The 21,717-nt window shown below is 70.0% G+C and carries 19 protein-coding genes and 2 tRNA genes; 14 read left to right on the top strand and 7 right to left on the bottom strand.

Features of this window, described 5'->3' with window-relative positions:
• Position 1: 1 nt before the first annotated feature.
• Together OXQ95_RS00625 and argH are read right to left on the bottom strand one after the other, a co-directional pair.
• Complete coding sequence (locus OXQ95_RS00625; RefSeq protein ID WP_242096712.1) at positions 2 to 253, bottom strand: hypothetical protein; 252 nt, start codon at positions 251 to 253, stop codon at positions 2 to 4.
• Between the two features lie 2 nt (positions 254 to 255).
• Positions 256 to 1,617, bottom strand: a complete 1,362-nt coding sequence (argH, locus tag OXQ95_RS00620) for an argininosuccinate lyase (protein WP_267379228.1) — start codon at positions 1,615 to 1,617, stop codon at positions 256 to 258.
• A 31-nt stretch (positions 1,618 to 1,648) separates the two neighbouring features.
• Here argH and OXQ95_RS00615 point away from each other — a divergent pair, with 31 nt between their 5' ends.
• Positions 1,649 to 2,251, top strand: a complete 603-nt coding sequence (locus OXQ95_RS00615) for a TlpA disulfide reductase family protein (protein WP_267378290.1) — start codon at positions 1,649 to 1,651, stop codon at positions 2,249 to 2,251.
• Between the two features lie 42 nt (positions 2,252 to 2,293).
• On the opposite strand, the gene OXQ95_RS00610 is transcribed toward OXQ95_RS00615, so the two are convergent.
• Positions 2,294 to 2,367: transfer RNA gene (locus OXQ95_RS00610), tRNA-Gln, on the bottom strand.
• Positions 2,368 to 2,522: 155 nt separating this feature from the next.
• Here OXQ95_RS00610 and OXQ95_RS00605 point away from each other — a divergent pair.
• On the top strand, positions 2,523 to 3,563 hold the full coding sequence (locus OXQ95_RS00605) for a Ppx/GppA phosphatase family protein (RefSeq protein ID WP_267378287.1): 1,041 nt from the start codon (positions 2,523 to 2,525) through the stop codon (positions 3,561 to 3,563).
• Positions 3,560 to 4,216: an RlmE family RNA methyltransferase gene (locus OXQ95_RS00600; protein ID WP_242096680.1), complete on the top strand. Its 657-nt coding sequence runs from the start codon at positions 3,560 to 3,562 to the stop codon at positions 4,214 to 4,216. Before OXQ95_RS00605 ends, OXQ95_RS00600 begins: the two co-directional genes overlap by 4 nt.
• A 243-nt stretch (positions 4,217 to 4,459) precedes the next feature.
• Here OXQ95_RS00600 and rpoZ read toward each other — a convergent pair whose 3' ends face one another.
• The gene (rpoZ, locus tag OXQ95_RS00595; protein WP_242096681.1) at positions 4,460 to 4,804 is read right to left on the bottom strand and encodes a DNA-directed RNA polymerase subunit omega; all 345 of its coding nucleotides are present in this window, start codon (positions 4,802 to 4,804) and stop codon (positions 4,460 to 4,462) included.
• A 117-nt stretch (positions 4,805 to 4,921) separates the two neighbouring features.
• On the opposite strand from rpoZ, the gene OXQ95_RS00590 reads away from it, so the two are divergent.
• A complete protein-coding gene (locus OXQ95_RS00590; protein ID WP_267379225.1) occupies positions 4,922 to 6,085 on the top strand; it encodes a phosphatidylserine/phosphatidylglycerophosphate/cardiolipin synthase family protein in 1,164 nt (387 codons plus the stop codon).
• Between the two features lie 13 nt (positions 6,086 to 6,098).
• On the opposite strand, the gene OXQ95_RS00585 is transcribed toward OXQ95_RS00590, so the two are convergent.
• Positions 6,099 to 6,713 carry a methyltransferase gene (locus OXQ95_RS00585; RefSeq protein ID WP_242096682.1) on the bottom strand — a complete coding sequence of 205 codons (615 nt, stop codon included), beginning with the start codon at positions 6,711 to 6,713 and terminating at the stop codon, positions 6,099 to 6,101.
• Positions 6,714 to 6,854: 141 nt separating this feature from the next.
• Here OXQ95_RS00585 and OXQ95_RS00580 point away from each other — a divergent pair, with 141 nt between their 5' ends.
• Positions 6,855 to 7,178 carry an antibiotic biosynthesis monooxygenase gene (locus OXQ95_RS00580; RefSeq protein ID WP_267378271.1) on the top strand — a complete coding sequence of 108 codons (324 nt, stop codon included), beginning with the start codon at positions 6,855 to 6,857 and terminating at the stop codon, positions 7,176 to 7,178.
• Positions 7,175 to 8,458 (top strand): MFS transporter, encoded by a 1,284-nt coding sequence (locus OXQ95_RS00575; protein WP_267378268.1) that lies wholly within the window; start codon positions 7,175 to 7,177, stop codon positions 8,456 to 8,458. Before OXQ95_RS00580 ends, OXQ95_RS00575 begins: the two co-directional genes overlap by 4 nt.
• A 94-nt stretch (positions 8,459 to 8,552) precedes the next feature.
• Here the strand turns inward: OXQ95_RS00575 and OXQ95_RS00570 are convergent.
• Positions 8,553 to 8,627 (bottom strand) — tRNA-Gly (locus OXQ95_RS00570).
• Between the two features lie 129 nt (positions 8,628 to 8,756).
• Between OXQ95_RS00570 and OXQ95_RS00565 the strand changes: the two genes are divergently transcribed.
• From OXQ95_RS00565 to OXQ95_RS00540, 6 genes are all read left to right on the top strand, one after another.
• The gene (locus OXQ95_RS00565; protein ID WP_267378265.1) at positions 8,757 to 9,518 is read left to right on the top strand and encodes a hypothetical protein; all 762 of its coding nucleotides are present in this window, start codon (positions 8,757 to 8,759) and stop codon (positions 9,516 to 9,518) included.
• A complete protein-coding gene (locus tag OXQ95_RS00560; RefSeq protein ID WP_267379222.1) occupies positions 9,427 to 11,010 on the top strand; it encodes a DNA polymerase Y family protein in 1,584 nt (527 codons plus the stop codon). Before OXQ95_RS00565 ends, OXQ95_RS00560 begins: the two co-directional genes overlap by 92 nt.
• Before the next feature lie 214 nt (positions 11,011 to 11,224).
• Entirely contained in the window at positions 11,225 to 14,575 is a 3,351-nt protein-coding gene (locus OXQ95_RS00555) for an error-prone DNA polymerase (protein WP_267378262.1), read from the top strand.
• A 62-nt stretch (positions 14,576 to 14,637) separates the two neighbouring features.
• Entirely contained in the window at positions 14,638 to 15,534 is an 897-nt protein-coding gene (locus OXQ95_RS00550) for a tetratricopeptide repeat protein (protein WP_242097497.1), read from the top strand.
• Positions 15,531 to 16,151, top strand: coding sequence for an LON peptidase substrate-binding domain-containing protein (locus OXQ95_RS00545; RefSeq protein ID WP_267378259.1), 621 nt, complete (start codon positions 15,531 to 15,533; stop codon positions 16,149 to 16,151). The genes OXQ95_RS00550 and OXQ95_RS00545 overlap by 4 nt, the downstream gene beginning before the upstream one ends.
• Positions 16,148 to 16,312, top strand: a complete 165-nt coding sequence (locus OXQ95_RS00540; RefSeq protein WP_242097280.1) for a Trm112 family protein — start codon at positions 16,148 to 16,150, stop codon at positions 16,310 to 16,312. Before OXQ95_RS00545 ends, OXQ95_RS00540 begins: the two co-directional genes overlap by 4 nt.
• Before the next feature lie 291 nt (positions 16,313 to 16,603).
• Here the strand turns inward: OXQ95_RS00540 and OXQ95_RS00535 are convergent, their stop codons facing one another.
• Positions 16,604 to 17,818, bottom strand: coding sequence for a UbiH/UbiF/VisC/COQ6 family ubiquinone biosynthesis hydroxylase (locus OXQ95_RS00535; RefSeq protein WP_267378253.1), 1,215 nt, complete (start codon positions 17,816 to 17,818; stop codon positions 16,604 to 16,606).
• A 106-nt stretch (positions 17,819 to 17,924) separates the two neighbouring features.
• Here OXQ95_RS00535 and OXQ95_RS00530 point away from each other — a divergent pair, with 106 nt between their 5' ends.
• Positions 17,925 to 20,225 carry a DNA translocase FtsK 4TM domain-containing protein gene (locus OXQ95_RS00530; protein ID WP_267378250.1) on the top strand — a complete coding sequence of 767 codons (2,301 nt, stop codon included), beginning with the start codon at positions 17,925 to 17,927 and terminating at the stop codon, positions 20,223 to 20,225.
• 13 nt (positions 20,226 to 20,238) lie between these two features.
• Positions 20,239 to 21,654 carry a carbohydrate porin gene (locus tag OXQ95_RS00525; RefSeq protein ID WP_267378248.1) on the top strand — a complete coding sequence of 472 codons (1,416 nt, stop codon included), beginning with the start codon at positions 20,239 to 20,241 and terminating at the stop codon, positions 21,652 to 21,654.
• Positions 21,655 to 21,717 lie beyond the last annotated feature (63 nt).

Genomic DNA, 21,717 nt, shown 5'->3' with positions numbered 1-21,717 from the left:
GTCAGTTTGGCGGCGGCAGATCGAACTCGTCGCTGCGGCGGGCCTGGGATTGGGTGAGCAGCTCGTCGCTGCGCTGCGGGCGTTGCTGCGTCGTGGGGGTGAGCAGCTGTTTGGGCGTGGGCGTCGTGCGTGCGCCGTAAGGCGCGACCGGCAGCGCCTGCCCCGCCGGCGGTTTGAGCGCCGCCGCCGAGCCGCATCCGGTCAGCGCCAGCGCGCCCCCTATCGTGATCGCCAGGATCGGCCAGCGCCGCATCGTCATTCCCCCCGTGCCGCGCGGATCGCCGCGCGGACATTGTCGGGCGCGGTGCCCCCGAAGCTCGTCCGGCTGGCGACCGATGCGTCCACCGACAGCACGCCATAGACGCGTTCGTCGATCCGCGCATCGATCGCCTTCAGGTCGGCGATCGGCAACGCGTCGAGCGCGACGCCGCGCTCCTCGGCCAGCTTTACCGCGCGGCCGGTGACGTGATGCGCCTCGCGGAACGGCAACCCGCCCTCGCGCACCAGCCAGTCGGCCAGATCGGTCGCGGTGGCGAAACCCGCCTCGGCGGTGCGCCGCATCCGGTCGGTGCGGAAGGTCGCACTCTCCACCATGCCGGTCATCGCCGCGATCGACAGCGCGAGCAGGTCGTGCGCCTCGAACACCGGCGGCTTGTCGTCCTGCATGTCCTTGGAATAGGCGAGCGGCAAGCCCTTCATCGTCACCATCAGCGCGGTCATGCAGCCCATGATCCGGCCGCTATGCCCGCGCACCAGCTCGGCGGCGTCGGGGTTGCGCTTCTGCGGCATGATCGAGCTGCCCGTCGACCATTGGTCGCTGAGTGCCACGAAGCCGAAGGGCTGCGACGCCCAGAGCACGAACTCCTCCGCCAGCCGCGACAGGTGCAGCGCGGTCTGCGTCGCGCAGGTGAGATATTCGATCGCGAAATCGCGGTCCGACACGCCGTCGAGCGAATTGGTCATCGGCCCGTCGAAGCCGAGCGCCCTGGCCGTCATCGCGCGGTCGATCGGAAAGCCCGTGCCCGCCAGCGCCGCGGAACCGAGCGGCGAGCGGTTCATCCGCGCGCGCGCATCGGCGAAGCGCCCGGCATCGCGCGCGATCATCGCATGATAGGCCATCAGGTGATGGCCGAGCGTGACCGGCTGAGCGGATTGCAGATGCGTGAAGCCCGGCATGACGCTGGCGGCGTGCTCGTCCGCGCGCGCCAGCAGCGCCGCCTGGAACCCGGCGAGCGCGGCGAGCACCTCGTCGATCGCATCGCGCACCCACAGGCGGAAATCGGTCGCGACCTGGTCGTTGCGCGAACGCGCGGTGTGGAGCCGCCCGGCGACGGGGCCGATCAGCCGGGCGAGCTTCGCCTCGGTCTGCATGTGGATGTCTTCGAGCGCGAGATCCTCCGCCACGCCGTTCGCGGCGTAATCGGCCGCGACCGAATCGAGCCCGGCGGCGATCGTGGCGGCATCCTCTGCCGAGACGATCCCTTGCGCGCCGAGCATCGCGACATGCGCCTTGCTGCCCGCCACGTCCTGGCGCCACAGCCGCTTGTCGAAGGGGATGGACGCGTTTATCTCGCGCATCACCGCTGCGGGACCCTCCGCGAAGCGGCCGCCCCACATCGCATTGGAGCCGTCCCCCGTGGAACCGACCATGTCCTCGCGCGCCGCTATCGCCTGTCTCCTGGGCATCGGCCTGATGGCCGCTGGCTGCGATAGGAAATCGCCCGCGCCGGAGCAAGCGACGCCGACGCCCGCCGCCAACATCGTGGCCGCCAGCGACGAGGCCACCGCCCCCGCGGCGCCCGCCGCCCCGGCGCAGAAGCTCGATCGCAGCCACAAGGGCGAGACCCCGCCCGCGCTCGCCTTCACCGATCCCGAGGGCCAGCCCGTCACGCTCGCGGCGTTTCGCGGCAAGCCCGTGCTGCTGAACCTGTGGGCGACGTGGTGCGCGCCCTGCGTCGCGGAGATGCCGACGCTCGATGCCGCCGCCGAGCGGCTGAAGGGGCGCGTCGCGGTGCTGGCGGTCAGCCAGGATCTCGATGGCAAGGCCAAGGTGGCGCCGTTCTTCGCCGCGCATGCCTTCAAGGCGCTTACGCCCTATCTCGATCCGAAGCTCGGCCTCAGCCTGGCCTATCGCGCCAACCTGCCGACGACGATCCTGATCGATTCGACGGGCCACGAAGTATGGCGGATGACCGGCGGCAACGCCTGGAACACGCCCGAGGCCGCCAAGCTGATCGCGGAGGCGTCGTAACGCGGCGTCGCTGCGGGCGGGTATCGATGCGAGAGTGGGCGCTGGATGCCCCGTGAGGATTCGAACCTCAATAGGCGGTATCAGAAACCGCAGTCTTACCATTAGACGACGGGGCAACGGCAGCGGCGCGGCTCTAGGCGGGGTGTCCGGGGCTGTCAACGGGGTTCGGCGGCTCGCCTTGTCGCAAGGCCTTGCCTGCGCTACATCTGTGGCCAAGCACCGAACGGGCATCGTGCCCGCGCCGGCATAACAGAATAGCGAGCACCGCGGCATGGGGGACGAATCCGCCCGAATGCCGTACCGGCAGGACAGCCCTGCCCGTCCGGTTCCGGCCCGCCCGATGCGCGGGCGATGGTCCGATGCGCAGGCCTTTGCCGCGCTCGACCTGGGCACCAACAATTGCCGACTGCTGATCGCGCGTCCGCAAGGGCCCGGTTTCGCGATCGTTGATGCGTTTTCGCGCATCGTCCGGCTGGGCGAGGGGCTCGCCGCCTCGGGCAAGCTGAGCGATGCGGCGATCGACCGCACGCTCGCGGCGCTGAAGGTGTGCGCCGACAAGCTGAAGCGCCGCAACGTGACGCTCGCACGCTCGGTCGCGACCGAGGCATGCCGCCGCGCGACCAACGGCCCCGCCTTCATCGCGCGCGCGCTGGCCGAGACGGGTATCCACCTGGACGTCATCTCGGCGGAGGAGGAGGCGCGGCTCGCCGTGCTCGGCTGCCACGCGCTGATCGAACCGGGCGAGGATCCGGCGCTCGTCTTCGATATCGGCGGCGGATCGACCGAGCTGGTGCTGATCGACACCTCGGGCCCGATGCCGCGCGTGCTCGACTGGCATTCGGCGCCCTGGGGCGTCGTCTCGCTGACCGAAAGCGCGGGCGGCGGCGAGGGCGAAGCAGGGCGTGCGGACGCCTATGCCCGGATGCGCGCGTTGGTGATGGACAGTTTCGCCGGCTTCGCGCGCCGCCTGCCGCGAAACGTGCGTTCGCCACGGCTGCTCGGCACCAGCGGCACGGTGACGACGCTCGGCAGCGTCCACCTGCATCTGAGCCATTACGACCGGTCCGCCGTGGACGGGCTGATCGTGCCCTCGGCGGCGATGCGCGACATCAGCCGCGACCTTTCGCGCATGTCGATCCAGGAGCGCGCGCGTGTGCCCTGTATCGGGCAGGAGCGCGCAGACCTGGTGGTGGCGGGCTGCGCCATCCTGGAGACGATCATGGACCTATGGCCAGCCGAACGGCTCGGCATCGCCGATCGCGGCATTCGCGAGGGCATCCTGCGCCGGCTCATGGGAACCCCCCGGCCGTGAGCCGCGGCGGTGGCGGCGGCCATACTCGCGTGAAGACCGCGCGCGGGCGCACCGCGGGATCGACGCGCTGGCTCGAACGCCAGTTGAACGACCCCTATGTGAAGCGCGCACGCGCCGAGGGCTATCGCAGCCGCGCCGCGTACAAGCTGATCGAACTGGACGAGCGATTCGCGTTCCTGAAGGGCGCGAAGCGGGTGGTCGACCTGGGGCTGGCGCCGGGCGGCTGGAGCCAGGTGCTGCGCCGCCAGGTGCCCAAGGCGGCGATCGTCGGCATCGACCTGCTGCCGGTCGATCCAATCGAGGGCGTGACGATCTTCCAGATGGACTTCATGGACGATGCCGCCCCCGACCGGCTGATCGAGGCGCTCGGCGGCGCACCCGACCTCGTCCTGTCGGACATGGCGGCCAACACGGTCGGCCATCCGCAGACCGACGCGCTGCGCACGATGGCGCTGGTGGAGGCGGCGCTGGCCTTTGCCTGCGACGTGCTGGCGCCGGGCGGCGCGTTCGTCGCCAAGGTCTTCGCCGGCGGTGCGGACCAGCAGCTCGTAGCCGAGATGAAGCGCAATTTCACGAGCGTAAAGCACGCCAAGCCACCGGCGAGCCGCAAGGGATCGGTGGAATGGTTCGTGGTCGCGCAAGGCCGGAAATAGGCGCCTGCCGATGCACACAGCGCAATTTCCGGCTAGGCCAGCGGCGCAAAGCGCCGACTTACGACCCGGCGCAGGCAATGGAGGAGGAGTGGTAGAAAGGCGCGCTTGGGGAGAGCATCCCGCTACGAGCGTTCGCGCCACGGCAAAGCCGGGTCGTCGGTCGAGGAGCCTCACGGCCCCTCGCCGGCCGGCATTCGGTTCGGCCTGAGCCGAACGGTCGCTAGCAAATGCTAGCGACCTACCTCACGCTTCGTAATCGCCGCCCAGATTCTGGTTCCGCGGCGGGGCGGCGGCGGTGAGGCGAAGCGCCTCGGCCGAGGCGGCCAGGCTGCCGATCGCATCGGCCTCGTCGTCATCGTCCTGCTGCACGCGCTGCAGGCCCGAGATGACCGATTCCTGAAGATGCGCCGGGCGCACCGTCTGCTCCGCGATCTCGCGCAACGCGACGACGGGATTCTTGTCACGATCGCGATCGATCGTCAGGTCCGCACCGCCCGAGATCTGGCGGGCGCGCTGCGCGGCCATCAGCACGAGGTCGAAGCGGTTGGGGATCTTGTCGACGCAATCTTCGACGGTGACGCGCGCCATGGTAACGCTTCCTTCGCAAACGACGATGGGTGGAAGCCGGTTTCGCTAGCGGCCGCGCGCCCGCAAGTCAAGGATTTCGCCTTGCCGTGCCGGGCGGCCGCGGTCCATCACGGCACGATGAGCGAACCGAGCTTCACCGTCGACGGCAACCGGCTGACCCTTCTGACCGAGGGCGCCACGCGCTGGGCGGCGTTGATCGCCACGGTCGAGGGCGCGCGGACGAGCCTGCGCGCGCTCTATTACATCTATGCCGACGATGCGGCCGGCCGCGCCTTTGGCGACGCGTTGATCGCCGCCGCCGGGCGCGGGGTGCGAGTCACGCTGATCGTCGACGGCTTCGGCAGCGAGGAGGCGGAGCGCCACGTCGCCTTCGCGCGCCTGCGAGAGGCGGGCATCACGGTGTGCGTCTTCTCGCCCCGGCTCGGCCGGCGCTATCTGTTGCGCAACCACCAGAAATTGTTGCTGGCCGATGGCGAGACCGGGCGCGCGCGGATCATGATCGGCGGCTTCAACATCGAGGAGGATTATTTCGGCAAGCCCGAGGATGCCGCCTGGCGCGATCTGGGGCTGGTGGTGGAAGGCGCCGCGGCGGGGCGGATGTCGCCCTATTTCGATGCGCTGCACGAATGGGTGATGCGGCCCAAGGGCAAGCTGCGCCACCTCAATCACGCGCTGACCCGGTATAGCGAGACGGACGGGCCGCTGCGCTGGCTGATCGGCGGCCCGACGCGGCGGCTGTCGCCCTGGGCGCGGACGGTGCGGACGGACATGCGCCGGGCGAGCCGGATCGACGTGATCGCCGGCTATTTCACCCCGAGCCCGACGATGCTGCGGCGGCTCGACCGGGCCGGCCGGCGCGACGCGGGCGTGCGGATCGTCACCGCGGCGAAATCGGACAACAACGCCACCGTCGCGGCGGCGCGCTTCACCTATGCCGGGCTGTTGCGCAAGGGCGTGCGAATCTTCGAATATGCCGCCACCAAGCTCCACACCAAATTATACGTGATCGATTCGGCGGTGCATGTCGGGTCCGCCAATTTCGACATGCGCAGCCTGTTCATCAACCTCGAACTCATGCTGCGGATCGAGGATGCGGCGTTCGCCGATCATGTCCGCGCCTATATCGAGGGCGAGATCGCCGATTCGGGCGAGGTGACCGCCGCGCTCTACAAGGCGCGGACGGGGTGGTGGCAGCGCCTGCGCCAGTTCGGCGCCTATCTGCTGATCGCGGTGCTCGATCCCGGCGTATCGCGCGGGCTGAATTTCGGTATCGACGAATAAGCCGCGCGCGCGCTCAGTCCTTCCAGGCCCAATAGAGCTGGGCGGGGGGCACGTTCCACCATTCCATGTCGTGATCGATCGTCTGCCAATGCGGGGTGAGGAAATCCTTCACCTTGGGGCTGAACTGATAGACGAGGAACGCGCCGCCGGGGCGAAGCGTGGCATGCGTCGCCGCCGCGATTGCCGGGCCGACGCCGGGCGGCAGCGTGGAGAAGGGCAGACCCGACAGGATGTAATCGGCATGCGCGAAGCCGTGATCGCCGACGATCTGCGCGACGTCCGCCGCCGAACCGCCCACCGCGGCGAAGCGCGGATCGGTGATGGTGTGGCGCAGATAGCGGATGAAATCGGGATTGGTGTCGATCGCGATCAGCTTGGCATCGGGCGCCATCCGGTCGAGGATCGGGCGGCAGAAGGTGCCCACGCCAGGGCCATATTCGACGAACAGCTTGCAATTGGCCCAGTCCACCCGATCGAGCATCTTGCGGATCAGCTTGTCCGACGACGGCACGATCGATCCGACCATGACGGGATGTTTCAGGAAACCGGAAAAGAACATCTGCCAGGGCGAGGGGACGCCGGCGGCGCGGCTTCGGGCGCGGCGGGCGGCGGTGGTCGAACTGGGCATCGGCTTCCTTACCTGATCCGCAAGCGCGGGCAACAGGTCCTCCCGTCGCACGTTTTCCGAACGATGTTCAAGGCCGTGGGTTGCACGCGCGGCCCGATCGTGACGCTTTGTTTCACGAAAGAAGCATCCTACGCGGGGCGGATGATGGCGGTTCGCACAGGGCAGACGGCGGTGATCTTCGTGTCGCAGCGCTCGGACGCGGATGCCGAAGGCTATGCGGCGGCGGCAGCGGCGATGGAGGCGCTCGCGCGCGTGCAGCCGGGTTATCGCGGGATCGACAGCGTTCGCGATGCCGCGGGGCTGGGCATCACCGTCAGCTATTGGACGGACGAGGCCGCTGCGGCCGCCTGGCGCGCGCACCCGGCGCATGCCGCGATTCGCGCGCGTGGGCGTACGGTCTGGTATGATCGCTACAGCGTCGCGGTCGCCACCGTCGCGCGCAGCTATGCGGGGCCCGGCGAATGACGCGGGCGCCGCGCTTCGACCGCAATTTCGCGCTGATGTTCCTCGTGATGCTGACGATCGCGGGCGGCAACACCGCTTTGCAATCGATCCTGCCCGCGCTCAGCCGCTCGCTGGACGTGGCCGACCGCGAGACCGCCGCGGCCTTTTCCGTCTCGGCGCTGTTGTGGGTGATCGCCGCGCCGTTCTGGGCGAACCGGCTCGATCGGTTCGGGCGGCGCGCGATGATCCTGCTGGGTCTCGGCGGGTTTTCGCTGTCGCTCACGCTGTGCGGCCTGTTCCTGGCGGCCGGCATCAACCACTGGATCGCGGGCCCCACCGCCTTTGCCTGCTTCATCGGCGGTCGCCTCGTCTATGGCCTGTTCGGATCGGCGGCGCCCCCCGCGGTGCAGGCGCTGGTGGCGGGCGAGACGACGCGTGACGAGCGGACGCGGGCGCTCACCCTGCTCGCCTCCGCCTTCGGGCTCGGCACCATCCTCGGCCCCGCGGTCGCGCCCTATCTGATCCTCGGCACGATCGGCGGCGTCGAGATCGGGCTGGCGGGCCCCGCCTTTCTCGCCGCGCTGTTCGGGATCGCCGTGTGGCTGACGGTGCGGCTCAGCCTGCGTGCCGATCGGCCGGGCGAAGGCGGCAGCCGCGGCGCCAGCAGCGCCTATCCCTCGATCGGCGGCGCCCCCACCGGCGCGAGCGTCGCCGCGGCGACCGAGCCGCATGCCGAGCCGGTCGGCTATACCGATCCCCGCATCCGCGCCTGGATGATCGCCGGGCTGGTGGCGGGCCATGCGCAGGCGATGACGAGCCAGGCGATCGGCTTTCTGGTGATCGACCGGCTTCACCTCGCGCCGGTCGCCGCGCTGGAGCCGACCGGGCTCGTGCTGATGATGGGGGCGGGCGCCGCGCTGCTCGCGCAATGGGGGATCATCCCCACGCTCGATCTGTCGCCGCGCCGGCTGATCCTGGTGGGCGCCGCGATCGCCGCGGTCGGCTGCGCGCTGACGGGGCTGGCCACCTCGCTCTACGGCATCGCCACCGCCTATGCGCTGGCCAGCCTCGGCTTCGGCTTCACCCGCCCGGGCTTCACCGCCGGCGCATCGCTCGCGGTGGGAAGCGCGGGCCAGGGTTCGGTCGCGGGGCGCGTGACGAGCGTCAACGGCGCCAGCTTCGTCCTCGGCCCCTCGATCGGCGTGGCGCTGTACGAGGCGCAGCATGCGCTGCCCTACCTCACCGCCGGTGCCGCGCTGGTGATGCTGTGCGGCTACGGGATGGCGGCTTTGAAGCGGTGATGCGGAGTGGCGGCGGATTGCTACCGGCCGTACCCGCATAAAACGCCGCACATCGTCGGATGGATGTCGTCCGATCCGACGCATCGGAAAAGACTGGAGCGGGCGAAGGGATTCGAACCCTCGACCCCAACCTTGGCAAGGTTGTGCTCTACCCCTGAGCTACGCCCGCTCTGGCGTCACGAACCGGCGGACCGGCTGGGTGAGGCGCGCTCTTAGCGTGGGGGTTCGGGGACGGCAACCCCTTGTCGTCACAATTCGCGCTTGGCGAATCCAGCATAAGAACATTACAAGAACATCGATGCGCGACTCGTCCGCCCTGATCGCCCGGTTGCGGCGTGTTGCCGCTGGCACCGGACCCGCGCAAGCCGATCCGCGGCCGATGGATGCGTGGCTGGCGGGCGGGCTGCATCCAGCGCAGCTTCACGAGATCCATGCCGCCGAGGCGAACGACGGCGCGGCGGTGGCGGGGTTCGCGGTGGCGCTGGCGCTCGCCGCGGGCGCAACGCCCTTGTTGTGGCTGCGCACGCGCGCCGCTGAACGCCAGAGCGGCCGGCTGCACGCGACCGGCTTGTTCGAAATGGGCCTGTCGCCCCATGCGCTGGTGCTGGCGGTGGTGGAGGACGAGGCGGCGCTGCTGCGCGCCGCCGCCGATGGCGCGCGCTGCGCCGGGCTCGGCACGCTGCTGGTGGAGGCTTGGGGCCCCGCGCCGGGCCTCGACCTGACCGCGACGCGGCGGCTGATGCTGGCGGCGGAGGCCTCGGGCGTGGCGGTGCTGGTGCTGCGCGTGGGCGCCGGAGGGGGCGCGAGTGCGGCGGCGAGTCGCTGGTCGGTGTCGGCCAGCCCCTCGGCGGCGCTGGAGGCCGATGCGCCGGGCCGGCCGGCCTTCGACGTGGAATGTGTGCGCCGGCGCGGCGGCCCGGCCGGGCAGCGCTGGTGCGTGGAGTGGAACCGTGACGACCGATGCTTCGATCCCGCGCCGCTATCTGGCGCTCGTCTTCCCCTGGCTCCCCGTGGAGCGGCTGCGCAACACCCGCGCGCACCTGTTCGCCGGACGGGATGAGGCGCCGCTGGCCTTCACCCATGCCGTCTCCGGCGGGATCCGGCTGGCCGCGCTCGATCGCAGCGCGGTGCAGGCGGGGCTGACCGTGGGGCTGACGCTGGCCGACGCGCGCGCGCGCGTTCCCGAGCTGGAGGTGTTCCCGCACGATCCGCATGCCGATCTCGACTGGCTGGAACGGCTGGCGGACGGGTGCATCCGCTACACCCCGCTGGTGGCGCTCGATCCGCCCGACGCGCTGGTGCTCGACATCGCCGGTTGCACCCACGCCTTCGATGGCGAGCGGCGGCTGGCGGCGGATGCGGAGGCGCGCATGGCGCGGCGCGGGGTGGCCGTGCGCCATGCGTTCGGCGACGGCCCCGCCGCCGCGCTGGCGCTTGCCCGCCATGCCGGCGCGCCCGCGCCCGACGAGCGCGGCGCGATCCGGCGGCTGCCGGTGGTGGCGCTGGGGCTGGATGACGAGGCCACCACCGCGCTGGTGCGCGCCGGGCTGAAGACGGTGGGCGACGTGATGGCGCGGCCGATGGCGGGGCTCGCCGCGCGCTTCGGCGCCGAGGCGGCGACCGCGGTGCGCCGGCTGAGCGGCGAGGCGAAGATGGCGATCAGCCCGCGCCGCGTCGCGCCGCCGATCGGGGTGGAGCGCCGGTTCGCCGAGCCGATCGGCCGCACGGATTATGCGCTGGACGTGCTGGGCGAACTGGTCGGCGAGGCCGCGGTGCTGCTCGAACGCCGCCGCCAGGGCGGTCGCCGCTGGGAAGCGCGGCTCTACCGCGCCGATGGCCAGGTGCAGCGGCTGCGAATCGAGACGGGCGCGCCGACGCGGGACGCCGCGGTGCTGCTGCGGCTGTTCCGCGAGCGGATCGACGGGCTGGCCGATCCGCTCGATCCGGGCTTCGGCTACGACCTCATCCGCCTCGACGTCGCCCTGGCCGAGGCGCTCGACGCGAGCCAGTTGAAGCTGGAGGGCGGCACCGCGGAGGGGGGCGAGCGGGGCGACAAGGGCGCCCGGGGCGAGCGCGGCGACGTCGCCGCGCTGGTCGACCGCCTCACCACCCGGCTCGGGCGCGGCCAGGTGCGCCGTTTCGCGCCGCGCGCCAGCCATATTCCCGAACAGGCCGAGCTGATGCTGCCCGCCGCCGATCCGGTCGCGAGTGGCGCGGCGCCCACCGCCTGGCCCGAGCCGCAGGCGGGCGAGCCCCCGCTGCGGCCGATCTACCTCTTCGATCCGCCGCAGCCGATCGAGGCGGTGATGGCCGAGGTGCCCGACGGGCCGCCGCACCGCTTCCGCTGGCGGCGCAACCTGCACGAGGTGGCGCGCGCCGAGGGGCCCGAGCGGATCGCGGGGGAATGGTGGCGCGTCCATGATCGCGCCATCCCGACGCGCGATTATTTCCGCATCGAGGATCAGCGCGGCCGCCGCTTCTGGATCTTCCGCCACGGCCTTTACAGCGAGGCGGAACATCCGCGCTGGTATGTCCACGGGCTGTTCGCGTGATTCGCGGTGACCGGTCTAACGAGACGCGAAGAAGGGATGCTCGCGCAGAGGCGGGAAGGACGTCGAGAGGCTGCGAACGGGGCGGCCTTCCGGCACGATCATCGGCAGTCCATCAGAGTTCGATGATGGGGCCACGACGGGGCCGCGGGCGCAACGCCTCCGCGTCCTCCGCGTCTCCGCGCGCGCATCTCTTTGCGGCTTCGCGTGAACCCCGATGACCGACGAACCCGCCTTTGCCGAGCTGGTGGCGGCGACGAACTTCTCGTTCCTGGATGGCGCGTCGCACGCCACCGACATGGTGGCGCGCGCCGTCGAACTGGGTCTGGCCGGGATCGGGATCGCCGACCGCAACACCGTCGCCGGCGTGGTGCGCGCGCATCAGGCGCTCAAGAAGGCGCGCGCCGGGCTGCTGGGCGCCAGGCTGCCGCCGCTCGCCTTCCGGCTGGCAGTGGGCGCGCGCCTCGTCTTCGCCGACGGCACCCCCGACATCGTCGCCTATCCGGCGACGCGCTTCGGCTGGGGCCGGCTCACCCGGCTGCTCACGCTCGGCAACCGGCGCGCGGAAAAGGGCGATTGTATCCTCGGCTTTGCGGATCTGCTTCGCCACGCCGAGGATCTGCTGCTGGTGGCGATGCCCGAGAGCACCGATCGAGGGGCGCGCGTCCGCGCGGTCGCCGCCAACGACGGCGCCGGCCCCCCGCCCCTGCCCCCGCTTCGCGACGGCACCCCGGCCACGCGCCTGGCGGAAACGCTCGCGCGGCTGCGGCAAGCCGCGCCCGGCCGCGTGTGGCTGGCCGCGACCATGCCGCATGCGGGGGGCGATCGGCGCCGCCTCGCCCGGCTGGGTGCGGTGGCGGACGAGGCCGGGGTGCCGCTGCTCGCGACGGTCGACGCGCTTTACGCCTATGCCGAGGACCGGCCGCTCCACGACATCGTCACCTGCATCCGCGAGGGCACGACGATTCAGGGCGCGGGGCGCCGGCTGGCCGCGAACGGCGAGCGGCACTTGAAGGATGCCGCCGAAATCGCGCGGCTGTTCCGCGACCGGCCCGATGCCGTCGCGCAAAGCACCGCGCTGGCCGCGCGCATCGGCTTCGATCTCGATCAATTGCGCTACGAATATCCGCACGAGCCCGTGCCGTCCGGCTGGGATCCGCAGGACTGGCTCGAACATATCGTCTGGCAGACCGCGCTGGAACGCTTCGACGACATGGTGCCCGAAAAGATGCGCGCGCTGCTGTTCGAGGAGTTCCACCTCATCCGTGATCGCAAGTACGCCTATTATTTTCTCACCGTCCATGACGTGGTGCGGTTCGCGCGCGCGCAGAAGCCCCCGATCCTGTGCCAGGGGCGCGGGTCGGCGGCCAATTCGGTGGTGTGTTTCCTGCTGGGCGTCACCTCGGTCGATCCGATGAAATACGATCTGCTCTTCTCGCGCTTCGTATCGGCGGAGCGCGACGAGCCGCCCGATATCGACGTGGATTTCGAACATGAGCGGCGCGAGGAGGTGATGCAGTATATCTATCGCCGCTATGGCCGCCACCGCGCGGCGATCGCGGCGACCGTGATCCATTATCGCGCGCGCAGCACCGTGCGCGAGGTCGGCCACGCGCTGGGGCTGACCGACGACGTGACGCAGCGGCTGACGAGCACCGTATGGGGCAGCTTCTCGCGCCGGTTCGAGGAACAACGCTTCGCGCAGGCGGGCTATGACGTCGCCAATCCCGAGATCGCGCGGCTGCGGATGCTGGTCGATCGGCTGATCGAATTTCCGCGCCATCTCTCCCAGCATGTCGGCGGGTTCGTCCTCACCCAGAACCGGCTCGACGAGACCGTGCCGATCCACAACGGCGCGATGAAGGACCGGACGTTCATCGAATGGGACAAGGACGATATCGACGCGCTCGGCCTGATGAAGGTCGATATCCTCGCGCTCGGCATGCTGACGTGCATCCGCAAGAGCTTCGACCTGATGCGTCAGCACGGGCTCGGCGATCACGCGCTCGACACGATCGCCGTCGCCGAACATCCCGCCGTGTACGACATGCTATGCAAGGGCGACAGTATCGGCGTGTTCCAGGTGGAGAGCCGTGCGCAGATCAACATGCTGCCGCGCCTCAAGCCCCGCAAGCTCTACGATCTGGTGGTGCAGGTCGCGATCGTGCGGCCGGGGCCGATCGAGGGCGACATGGTCCATCCCTATCTGCGCCGCCGTTCGGGCAAGGAGCCGGTGGAGTTCCCCTCGCCCGATCCGCGCTTCGGGCCGCCCGACGAGCTGCGCCAATTGCTGCGCTTCACCTATGGCGTGCCGCTGTTCCAGGAACAGGCGATGAAGCTGGCGATCGTCGCCGCCGGCTTTACGCCGGACGAGGCCAACCAGCTCCGCAAGGCGATGGCGACGTTTCGCCATGTCGGCGGGATGGAGAACTTCCAGGCCAAGCTCGTCGGCGGCATGGTCCGGCGCGGCTACACCGCCGAATTCGCCGAACGCTGCTTCAAGCAGATCGAGGGCTTCGGCTCCTATGGCTTTCCCGAAAGCCATGCGCTGAGCTTCGCGCGGCTCGTCTATGTCTCCGCCTGGATCAAATGCTTCCACCCCGCGGTGTTCGGCTGTGCGATCCTCAATTCGCAGCCGATGGGCTTCTACGCGCCCGCGCAACTGGTGCGCGATGCGCGCGAGCACGGCGTGGAGGTGCGGCCGGTGGACGTGAACGCAAGCCGGTGGGACAACCTCTTGGAGGACGATCCGCTCGCCATCAGGCTCGGCTTTCGCCAGGTCGAGGGATTTCGCACGGACTGGGCGACCGCGATCGTCGCCCATGCGCCCTATGCCACGATCGAACAGCTCGCCATGCACGTGCCCGAACGCGCGCTGCGGCTGCTGGCGGATGCGGATGCGTTCCGCTCGATCGGGCAGGATCGGCGCCAGGCCTTGTGGGAGGTGCGGCGCACCCCGCCTCGGCAACTCGCCTTGTTCGCGGCGGCGCAAGCGCCCGAACTCGCCCCCGAACCCGATCCGCCCCTGCCGCCGATGCCGCTCAGCGAGCACGTCGCGACCGATTACCAGACCACGCGGCTGTCGCTGAAGGAGCATCCGATGACCTTTCTGCGCCCGCTCTTCGCCGCCGAGGGGATCCTGTCGAGCGCACAGGCCAACGTGACAAAGGACGGCCGCCGCGCGCGTGTCGCCGGGATCGTCCTCGTCCGCCAGCGGCCGGGAAAGGGCAACGCGATCTTCGTGACCATCGAAGACGAGACCGGGATCACCAACGGCCTGATCTGGGCGCGCGATTTCGAGGCGAACCGGCGCGCGGTGATGGCCTCGCGCCTCATGGTGCTGGAGGGCACGATCCAGCGCAGCGACGAGGGCGTCACGCATCTGATGACCGTCCGCGTGCAGGATCGCAGCGCCGAGCTGGCGCGGCTGTCGAACGACCGCGCGCTGGAGCCGCCGATCGCGCCCGCCGATGCGGTGCTCAAGCCCGTCCCTACTCGCTCGCGCGACCCGCGCCACGGTCATCCGCGCGACGTGCGCGTCCTGCCCAGATCACGGGACTTCCATTAACCGCGCCGCCGCCCCAGATAGGGCGCGCCGAACAACGGGAGCATCACTTGGCCACGCTTGGAATGTCACCTGCCCAGAAAGACGCGGTCGAGGCGTTTCGCCGCGACGTCGTCGAACCGTCGATGGCCGCGCTGGTCGTCATCGATTTCTGGGCGGAATGGTGCGGGCCGTGCAAGGCGCTGACGCCGCTCCTCGAAAAGGTCTGCGCCGATTATGCCGATAAGGGCGTCGTGCTGGCGAAGGTCGATACCGACAAGAACCAGTTCATCGCCGCGCAATTCCAGATCAAGTCGATCCCGACGGTCTATGCGATGTTCCAGGGGCAGCTCGTCGCCGATCTGACGAGCGCGCGGACCGAATCACAGCTCCGCACGATGCTCGACCAGATCCTGAAGCAATTGCCGATCCCCTCTGCAGCAGCCGACACCGCCGCCGAGATCGAGCCGCTGATCGCGATGGGCGAAGAGGTGCTCGCGGGCGGCGATTTCGAGCGCGCGCTGTCGATCTTCCGCCAGGTTGCTGAAATCGCGCCCGACAGCCCGCAGGTCCATTCGGGCTTCGTCCGCGCGCTCGTCGCGGGCGGCGAGCTGGACGAGGCGGAGGCCTGGCTCGGCGAGCTCGATCCCGCCATCGCCGCCGATCCGGCGATCGAACGCGCGCGCGCCGCGCTCGATCTGGCGAAGAGCGCCGCACCGGTGGACGACCTGTCGGGCCTCGCCGCCGAAGTCGCCGCCCATCCCGACGATCTCGATGCGCGCTTCCGTCTGGCGGGCGGGCAGATGGCCGCAGGCGACCGCGACGCGGCGGCCGATTCGCTGCTCGTGATCATCGCCCGGGATCGCGACTGGAACGACGGCGCGGCGCGCGCGCAACTGCTGAAACTGTTCGACGTCGTGGGGCTGATGGACCCCTGGGTGTCGGCGCAGCGCCGCCGCCTCTCCGCGATCCTCTTTGGATGACCACGCGGCTGTCGATCTTTCCGCTGCCGGGCGCGCTGCTGTTTCCCGGCATGCACCTGCCGCTGCACATCTTCGAGCCCCGCTACCGCGCCATGATCTCGGATGCGATGGCGCGCGACCGGCGGATCGGCATGGTCCAGCCGCGCCCCACCGCGGTGGCCAAGGGCTCGGTCCCGCCGCTGTTCGACCTGGGCTGTGTCGGGCGGATCGCCGAGGTGGAGGCGATGGACGATGGCCGCTACAATGTGATCCTGGAGGGCGTCGCGCTGTTCCGCATCGTCCGCGAGCTCGATGTGACCACCGCCTTCCGGCAGGTGGAGGCCGACTTGCTGCCGGTCGGCGCCGACGAGACGCTGTCGCTCGGCATGCGCGCCTCGCTGGAACTGGAATCGCGCCGGTTCGCCGAGGCGCAGGGCTATGCGGTCGATTGGGATTCGGTCGCGCGGCTGGACGACGAGGCGCTCGTCAACGGCATCGCGCAGATCGCGCCGTTCGATTCGGCGGCCAAACAGGCGCTGCTCGAGGCCGAGGGGATCGAGGCGCGCGCCGAGCTGATCGTCCAGCTCATGCAGTTCTTCGGCCGCCACGACGGCGAAGATCGGGTGACGCTGCAATGATCGACGCGTGGCTGCTCGAACGCCTCGTCTGCCCGGTGACGCGCACGCCTTTGCGCTATGACGAAGCGGCGCAGGAACTGGTGTCGGACGCCGCGGGGCTCGCCTATCCGGTGCGCGACGGCGTTCCCGTCATGCTGGTCGAGGAAGCGCGGCGCCTCTGATCGCTGGCCGGTGCGCGGTTCGAAGGAGAGGTTTACGCGGAGGCGCAAAGGGCGCGGAGCGAAAGACGGTCGCGGGAGCAGCCCTTGAAGCTTGACCCATCCGTTCGTGCCGAGCTTGTCAAGCACGCTTTCCGCAATCGAAATCCGCACGCGGAACAGGCCCTTCGACAAGCTCAGGGCGAACGGTGGCGAGCGGGATCCTCATGATTTCCGTCGCCAGGCGTAAAACACGCCTGCGCTGCCACACGCGAATCATCTCTGCGCCCTCCGCGCCTCCGCGTGAACTCCCCCTTAGATCGCCAGCCCCTGCAGCAGCCGCGGAAGATCGCCGCTTTCGCCGCGCGCCTCGGCCATGAAGCGGTTCTTGAGCGGCGGGATCGCGTTCACCGCCGAGATGCCGAACCGCCGCACCGCGCTCGCCGTCCGCCCGCGCACACCGAACAGCCGGGTGAGCGTGTCGGTCGCCGCCGCCACCATGAAGGTATCGAGCCCGCGCCAGCGCTGGTAGCGCGCGAGCAAGGCCGCATCGCCCAGGTCGAGCCCGGTGCGCTTGCCCTCGACCAGCACTTCGGCGAGCGTCGCCACGTCGCGAAAGCCAAGGTTAAGCCCCTGCCCCGCGATCGGATGGATGCCGTGCGCCGCGTCGCCCACCAGAGCGAGTCGTTCGTCCACGATCCGTGCCGCATGATGGAAGCCGAGCGGATAGCTCGCGCGCGGGCTCGCCCCCGACAGGGCGCCGAGAAAGCCGCCCATCCGCTTTTCCGCCTCGGCCAGGAAGCCGCGATCCCCGAGCTTCATCATGCCGGCCGCGTCCCTCGCATCCACCGTCCACACGATCGCGGAGCGGTGCCCTGCGGCATCGTCGGGCAGCGGCAGCAGCGCGAAGGGGCCGGCGGGATAGAAGATCTCGAACGCGGTCTCTTCATGGGGGTGCTCGTGATGGAACGCGCCGACGATCGCGGCGTGGTCGTAGGACCAGCGCGCGACCGCGATCCCCGCCGCCTCGCGCGTGGGCGAATGGCGCCCCTCGGCCGCGATCAGCAACGGCGCACGCACGACATCGCCCGAATCGAGCGTGGCCGTTACGCCCGCGGCGCCGCGATCGACCGCCACCGCGCGCGTCGTCATCCGCAGGTCGATCCCCGGCGCCGCGACCGCGGCCTCGTGCAGCGTGCGCCGCAACAGCCGATTCTCGTACATCACCCCCAGCGCGCCATCGCCCGCATCGGGTTCGAAATCGAGCGCGCCGGGCTCCAGCCCGTCACTCACCCGGATTGCGCGGATCGGGCAGCCTTTCCCCTCCAGCCGCGCGCCGACCCCGATCGCCTCCAGCATTCGCCCGCTGGCGCTCGCCACCGCCGACGCACGGCCGTCGAAGCCCGGCGCCAGCGTGACCGCGGGATCGGCGGGATCGATCACGGTCGCAGTCAGGCCGCTCGCATCGAGCGCCAGAGCGAGCGTCGCGCCGACCAGGCCGCCGCCGAGGATGATGACATCTGTGTCCATCCGGCCGCTCTACGCGCGCAATGCCGCGCTGCCAACGCTCGCCGCCTTGACGCCGGGCGGGTGGCCGGCGATGATCGTAGCTCATAGCAGGAACGGGATCAGGATCATGGCCAGCCGCGCGCAGCCAGCCTTGTGGCGCGAGACGGTGAAGGCGGGTGCGGTGCGCAGCGGCGCGCTCATCACCGCCTGCGCGCTGTTCGCCGGCGTGCTGGCGATGGTGGCCGCGCTCGCCAGCTATCATGCGAGCGATCCGGCGATCAACACCGCGGCGGGCGGTCCCTTTGCCAACTGGCTGGGCGCGCCCGGCGCCTGGTTCGCCGATCTGGCGCTGACATTGTTGGGCCCCGCGGTCGCGCTGATCCTGCCGGTCGCGCCGATCATCGGCATGCGGCTGTGGCGCGAACAGCCCGCCGGCCATTGGGGCCGCATGCTGGGCGGCGCCGCGATCGGCGTGGCGCTGATGGGCTGCACGCTCGCCTTCGTCTCGAACGGCGCGGTGCTGGCGCTGCCCGCGGGCTGGGGCGGTGCGATCGGGCTGGCCGCGGTGAGCGGCGTCGACGCGGCGCTCGCGCTCACCAACCGGCCCGAGGTGGCGCTCTGGGGCGCACGCGCTGCCGGGCTGCTGGCGGGGATCGCCGGGGTGGTCGTCTGGGCGCGCAGCCTGGAGATCGATTTCGCCGAACATGGCCGCCGCCTGCGCCGGTCGCGAAGCGGATCGGGTGGCGGCGAAGTGGCGCCGATCGACGATTTCGACGCGCCGCTCGAACTGCAGCGCAAGCCGGTGACGCCGCGCGCCGTGGCCGAGCCCGATCCGCGCCCCGCCCCGGTGATCGCCGACCGCCAGCTGGCGCCCTCCGCCGCGCGGCCCAGGGCGCAGAGCCAGCTCGACCTGCGCGACAATTTCACGCTGCCCCCGCTCGACCTGCTGACCCCCGCACCGCCCTCGCCCAAGGGCACGATCGACAAGGCGTCGCTGGAACGCAACGCCCGCCTGCTCGAGAACGTGCTCGACGATTTCAAGGTGCATGGCGCGATCACCGAAGTGCGCCCCGGCCCCGTCGTCACGATGTACGAGCTGGAGCCCGCGCCCGGCATCAAGGCGAGCCGCGTGATCGCGCTGGCCGACGACATCGCGCGCAACATGTCCGCCATCTCGGCGCGGGTCGCGGTGATCCCCGGGCGCAACGTCATCGGCATCGAACTGCCCAATCTAAAGCGCGAGGCGGTGTCGCTGCACGAACTCGTCGGCAGCGAGGCGTTCGACGACCAGCAGGCGCAACTGCCGATCATCCTGGGCAAGAACATCGCGGGCGATTCGGTGATCGCCGATCTGGCGCCGATGCCGCATCTGCTCGTCGCGGGCACGACCGGATCGGGCAAGTCGGTCGGCCTCAACAGCATGATCCTGTCGCTGCTCTACAAGCTGACGCCCGCGCAGTGCCGGATGATCATGATCGATCCCAAGATGCTCGAACTGAGCATGTATGACGACATCCCGCACCTGCTCAGCCCCGTCGTCACCGATCCGGCCAAGGCGGTGCGCGCGCTGAAATGGGCGGTCGAGCAGATGGAGGACCGCTACCGGCAGATGTCGTCGGTCGGCGTGCGCAGCCTCGCCAGCTTCAACGACAAGGTGCGCGGCGCCAAGGCCAAGGGCCAGCCGCTCGGTCGCAAGGTGCAGACCGGCTACCATCCCGATACCGGCCAGCCGGTCTATGAGGAGGAAAAGCTCGAATATGACGTGCTGCCGCAGATCGTGGTGATCGTCGACGAGTTGGCCGACCTGATGATGACCGCGGGCAAGGAGGTGGAATTCCTGATCCAGCGGCTGGCGCAAAAGGCGCGCGCGGCGGGCATCCACCTCATCATGGCGACGCAGCGCCCATCGGTCGACGTCATTACCGGCGTCATCAAGGCCAATCTGCCGACGCGGATCAGCTTCCACGTCACCTCCAAGATCGATTCGCGCACGATCTTGGGCGAACAGGGCGCCGAACAGCTCCTCGGCAAGGGCGACATGCTCTACATGCCGGGCGGCAAGGGCATCGTGCGCGTCCACGGCCCCTTCGTCAGCGACGACGAGGTGCGCGCCGTCGCCGATCACTGGCGCGCGCAGGGCCAGCCCGACTATATCTCGTCGGTCACCGAGGAGCCCGAGGAAAGCTTCGCGCTCGACGGCGCGCCCACCGGCGAGGATTCGGCGGAGGACCAGCAATATCGCAGCGCGATCCAGCTCGTCTGCGAATCGCAAAAGGCCTCCACCTCCTGGCTCCAGCGCCAGCTTCGCATCGGCTACAACTCCGCCGCGCGGCTGATCGAGCGAATGGAAAAGGACGGCATCGTCGGCCGTCCCGATCATGTCGGCCGCCGCGAGGTGCTGCGCGATACCGAAGGCCATGCAATCTGACGGGGTGGGCAGGATGACGATCTCCCGATACGGGTGGGGTGCCGCGCTTCTCGCGCTGATGCTGGGGGCGAGCCCCGCGATCGCCGCCGATCCCGACGCCGCACCGCAGGCCGCCACGCCCGGCAAGGTTGCCACCACACAGGGCGATACCCAGCACCGTGCGCCGACCGGGGCCGGGCGCGCCGACAGCGACCTGTCACCGAGTGCGCTGACCGCCGATACGCGCCGCACCCCACCGCCGGGGCTGATCGGCGACTGGCACGCAATCCGCACCGCGTTGGCGAAGCGCGGCATCGGCGTCACCGCACGCTATGCGTCCGAAAGCGCGTATAATGTGAGCGGGGGCGACAAGCACCAACTCGACGAGACCGGCCAGTTCGACGCGGGCGTGCTGCTCGATCTGGACAAGGTGGCGGGGCTGAAGGGCGGCGCGTTCCAAGGCACCGTGACCTGGCGGCGCGGACGCGATCTGGGCGTCGATGCCGGTCTGGGCGTGCTGCAGCAGGTGCAGGAGGTCTATGGCCGCGGCCAGACCGTGCGCGTGACTCAATTATGGTACGAGCAGCGGCTCGGCCGACAGGTCGAGGTGAAGATCGGCCGCACCAATCCGGGCGAGGATTTCGCCGCCTTTTCCTGTCATTTCGAAAATCTGAGCTTCTGCGGCGCGCAGCCGGGCAACCTCGTCGGCGATTATTGGTACAATTGGCCCGTGAGCCAATGGGGCGCGCGGCTGCGCGTCGATCTGAGCGATCACGCCTATGTCCAGGGCGCGGCCTATGAGGTCAATCCGCGGAACCTCGATCGCGCCTTCGTGATCGGCTATTTTCACGGCGCGACGGGCGTGCTGCTGCCGCTGGAATTCGGCACGACGCGCGAACGCGGCGGCCATGTCGGCACCTACAAGATCGGCGGCTGGGTGAGCACCGCGCGCGGCGCCGACGTGTATCTCGACGTGAACCGCCAGCCGCTGGCGGTCACCGGGCTGGAGCCGCTCCAGCACAGCGCCCGTTACGGCATCTATCTGAACGTGCAGCAGCAGATCACCGGCACCGTGAAGGACGGCAAGGCATTCAAGGGGCTGAGCGCGTTCCTCAACGTCACCCAGGCCGATCGCGCCACCAGCGTGACCGACAATCAGGTGGCGCTGGGGCTCTTCTACAAGGGGCTGGTGCCCTGGGTACCGGGCGACGTCCTGGGGCTCGCGCTCGCGCGGACCAACGTCAACGGGCGCGTGGCGGACGGCGAGCGGATCGATCCGACGCGGCCCGCGGTGCAGGGCGCCGAATATGCGGCCGAGGTCTATTACAGCCTTCATCCGCTCGACTGGCTCGAGCTGCGCCCCAATCTGCAGCTCGTCCACAATCCCGGCGGGGTGAGCCGCCGCACCGATGTCGGCATCCTCGGCATGAAGGCCGCGGTGACTCTGTAACGGTTCACCCGTGGCGTGGGCTCGCCGGTTCACTCCCTATTCAATCCGCCGGTGACAATTCCG

The organism is Sphingomonas sp. GC_Shp_6, from assembly GCF_026540835.1.
Classification (GTDB): domain Bacteria; phylum Pseudomonadota; class Alphaproteobacteria; order Sphingomonadales; family Sphingomonadaceae; genus Sphingomonas.
The sequence above is the reverse complement of the archived record's forward strand: the minus strand, read 5'-3'. Positions and strand labels throughout refer to the sequence as shown.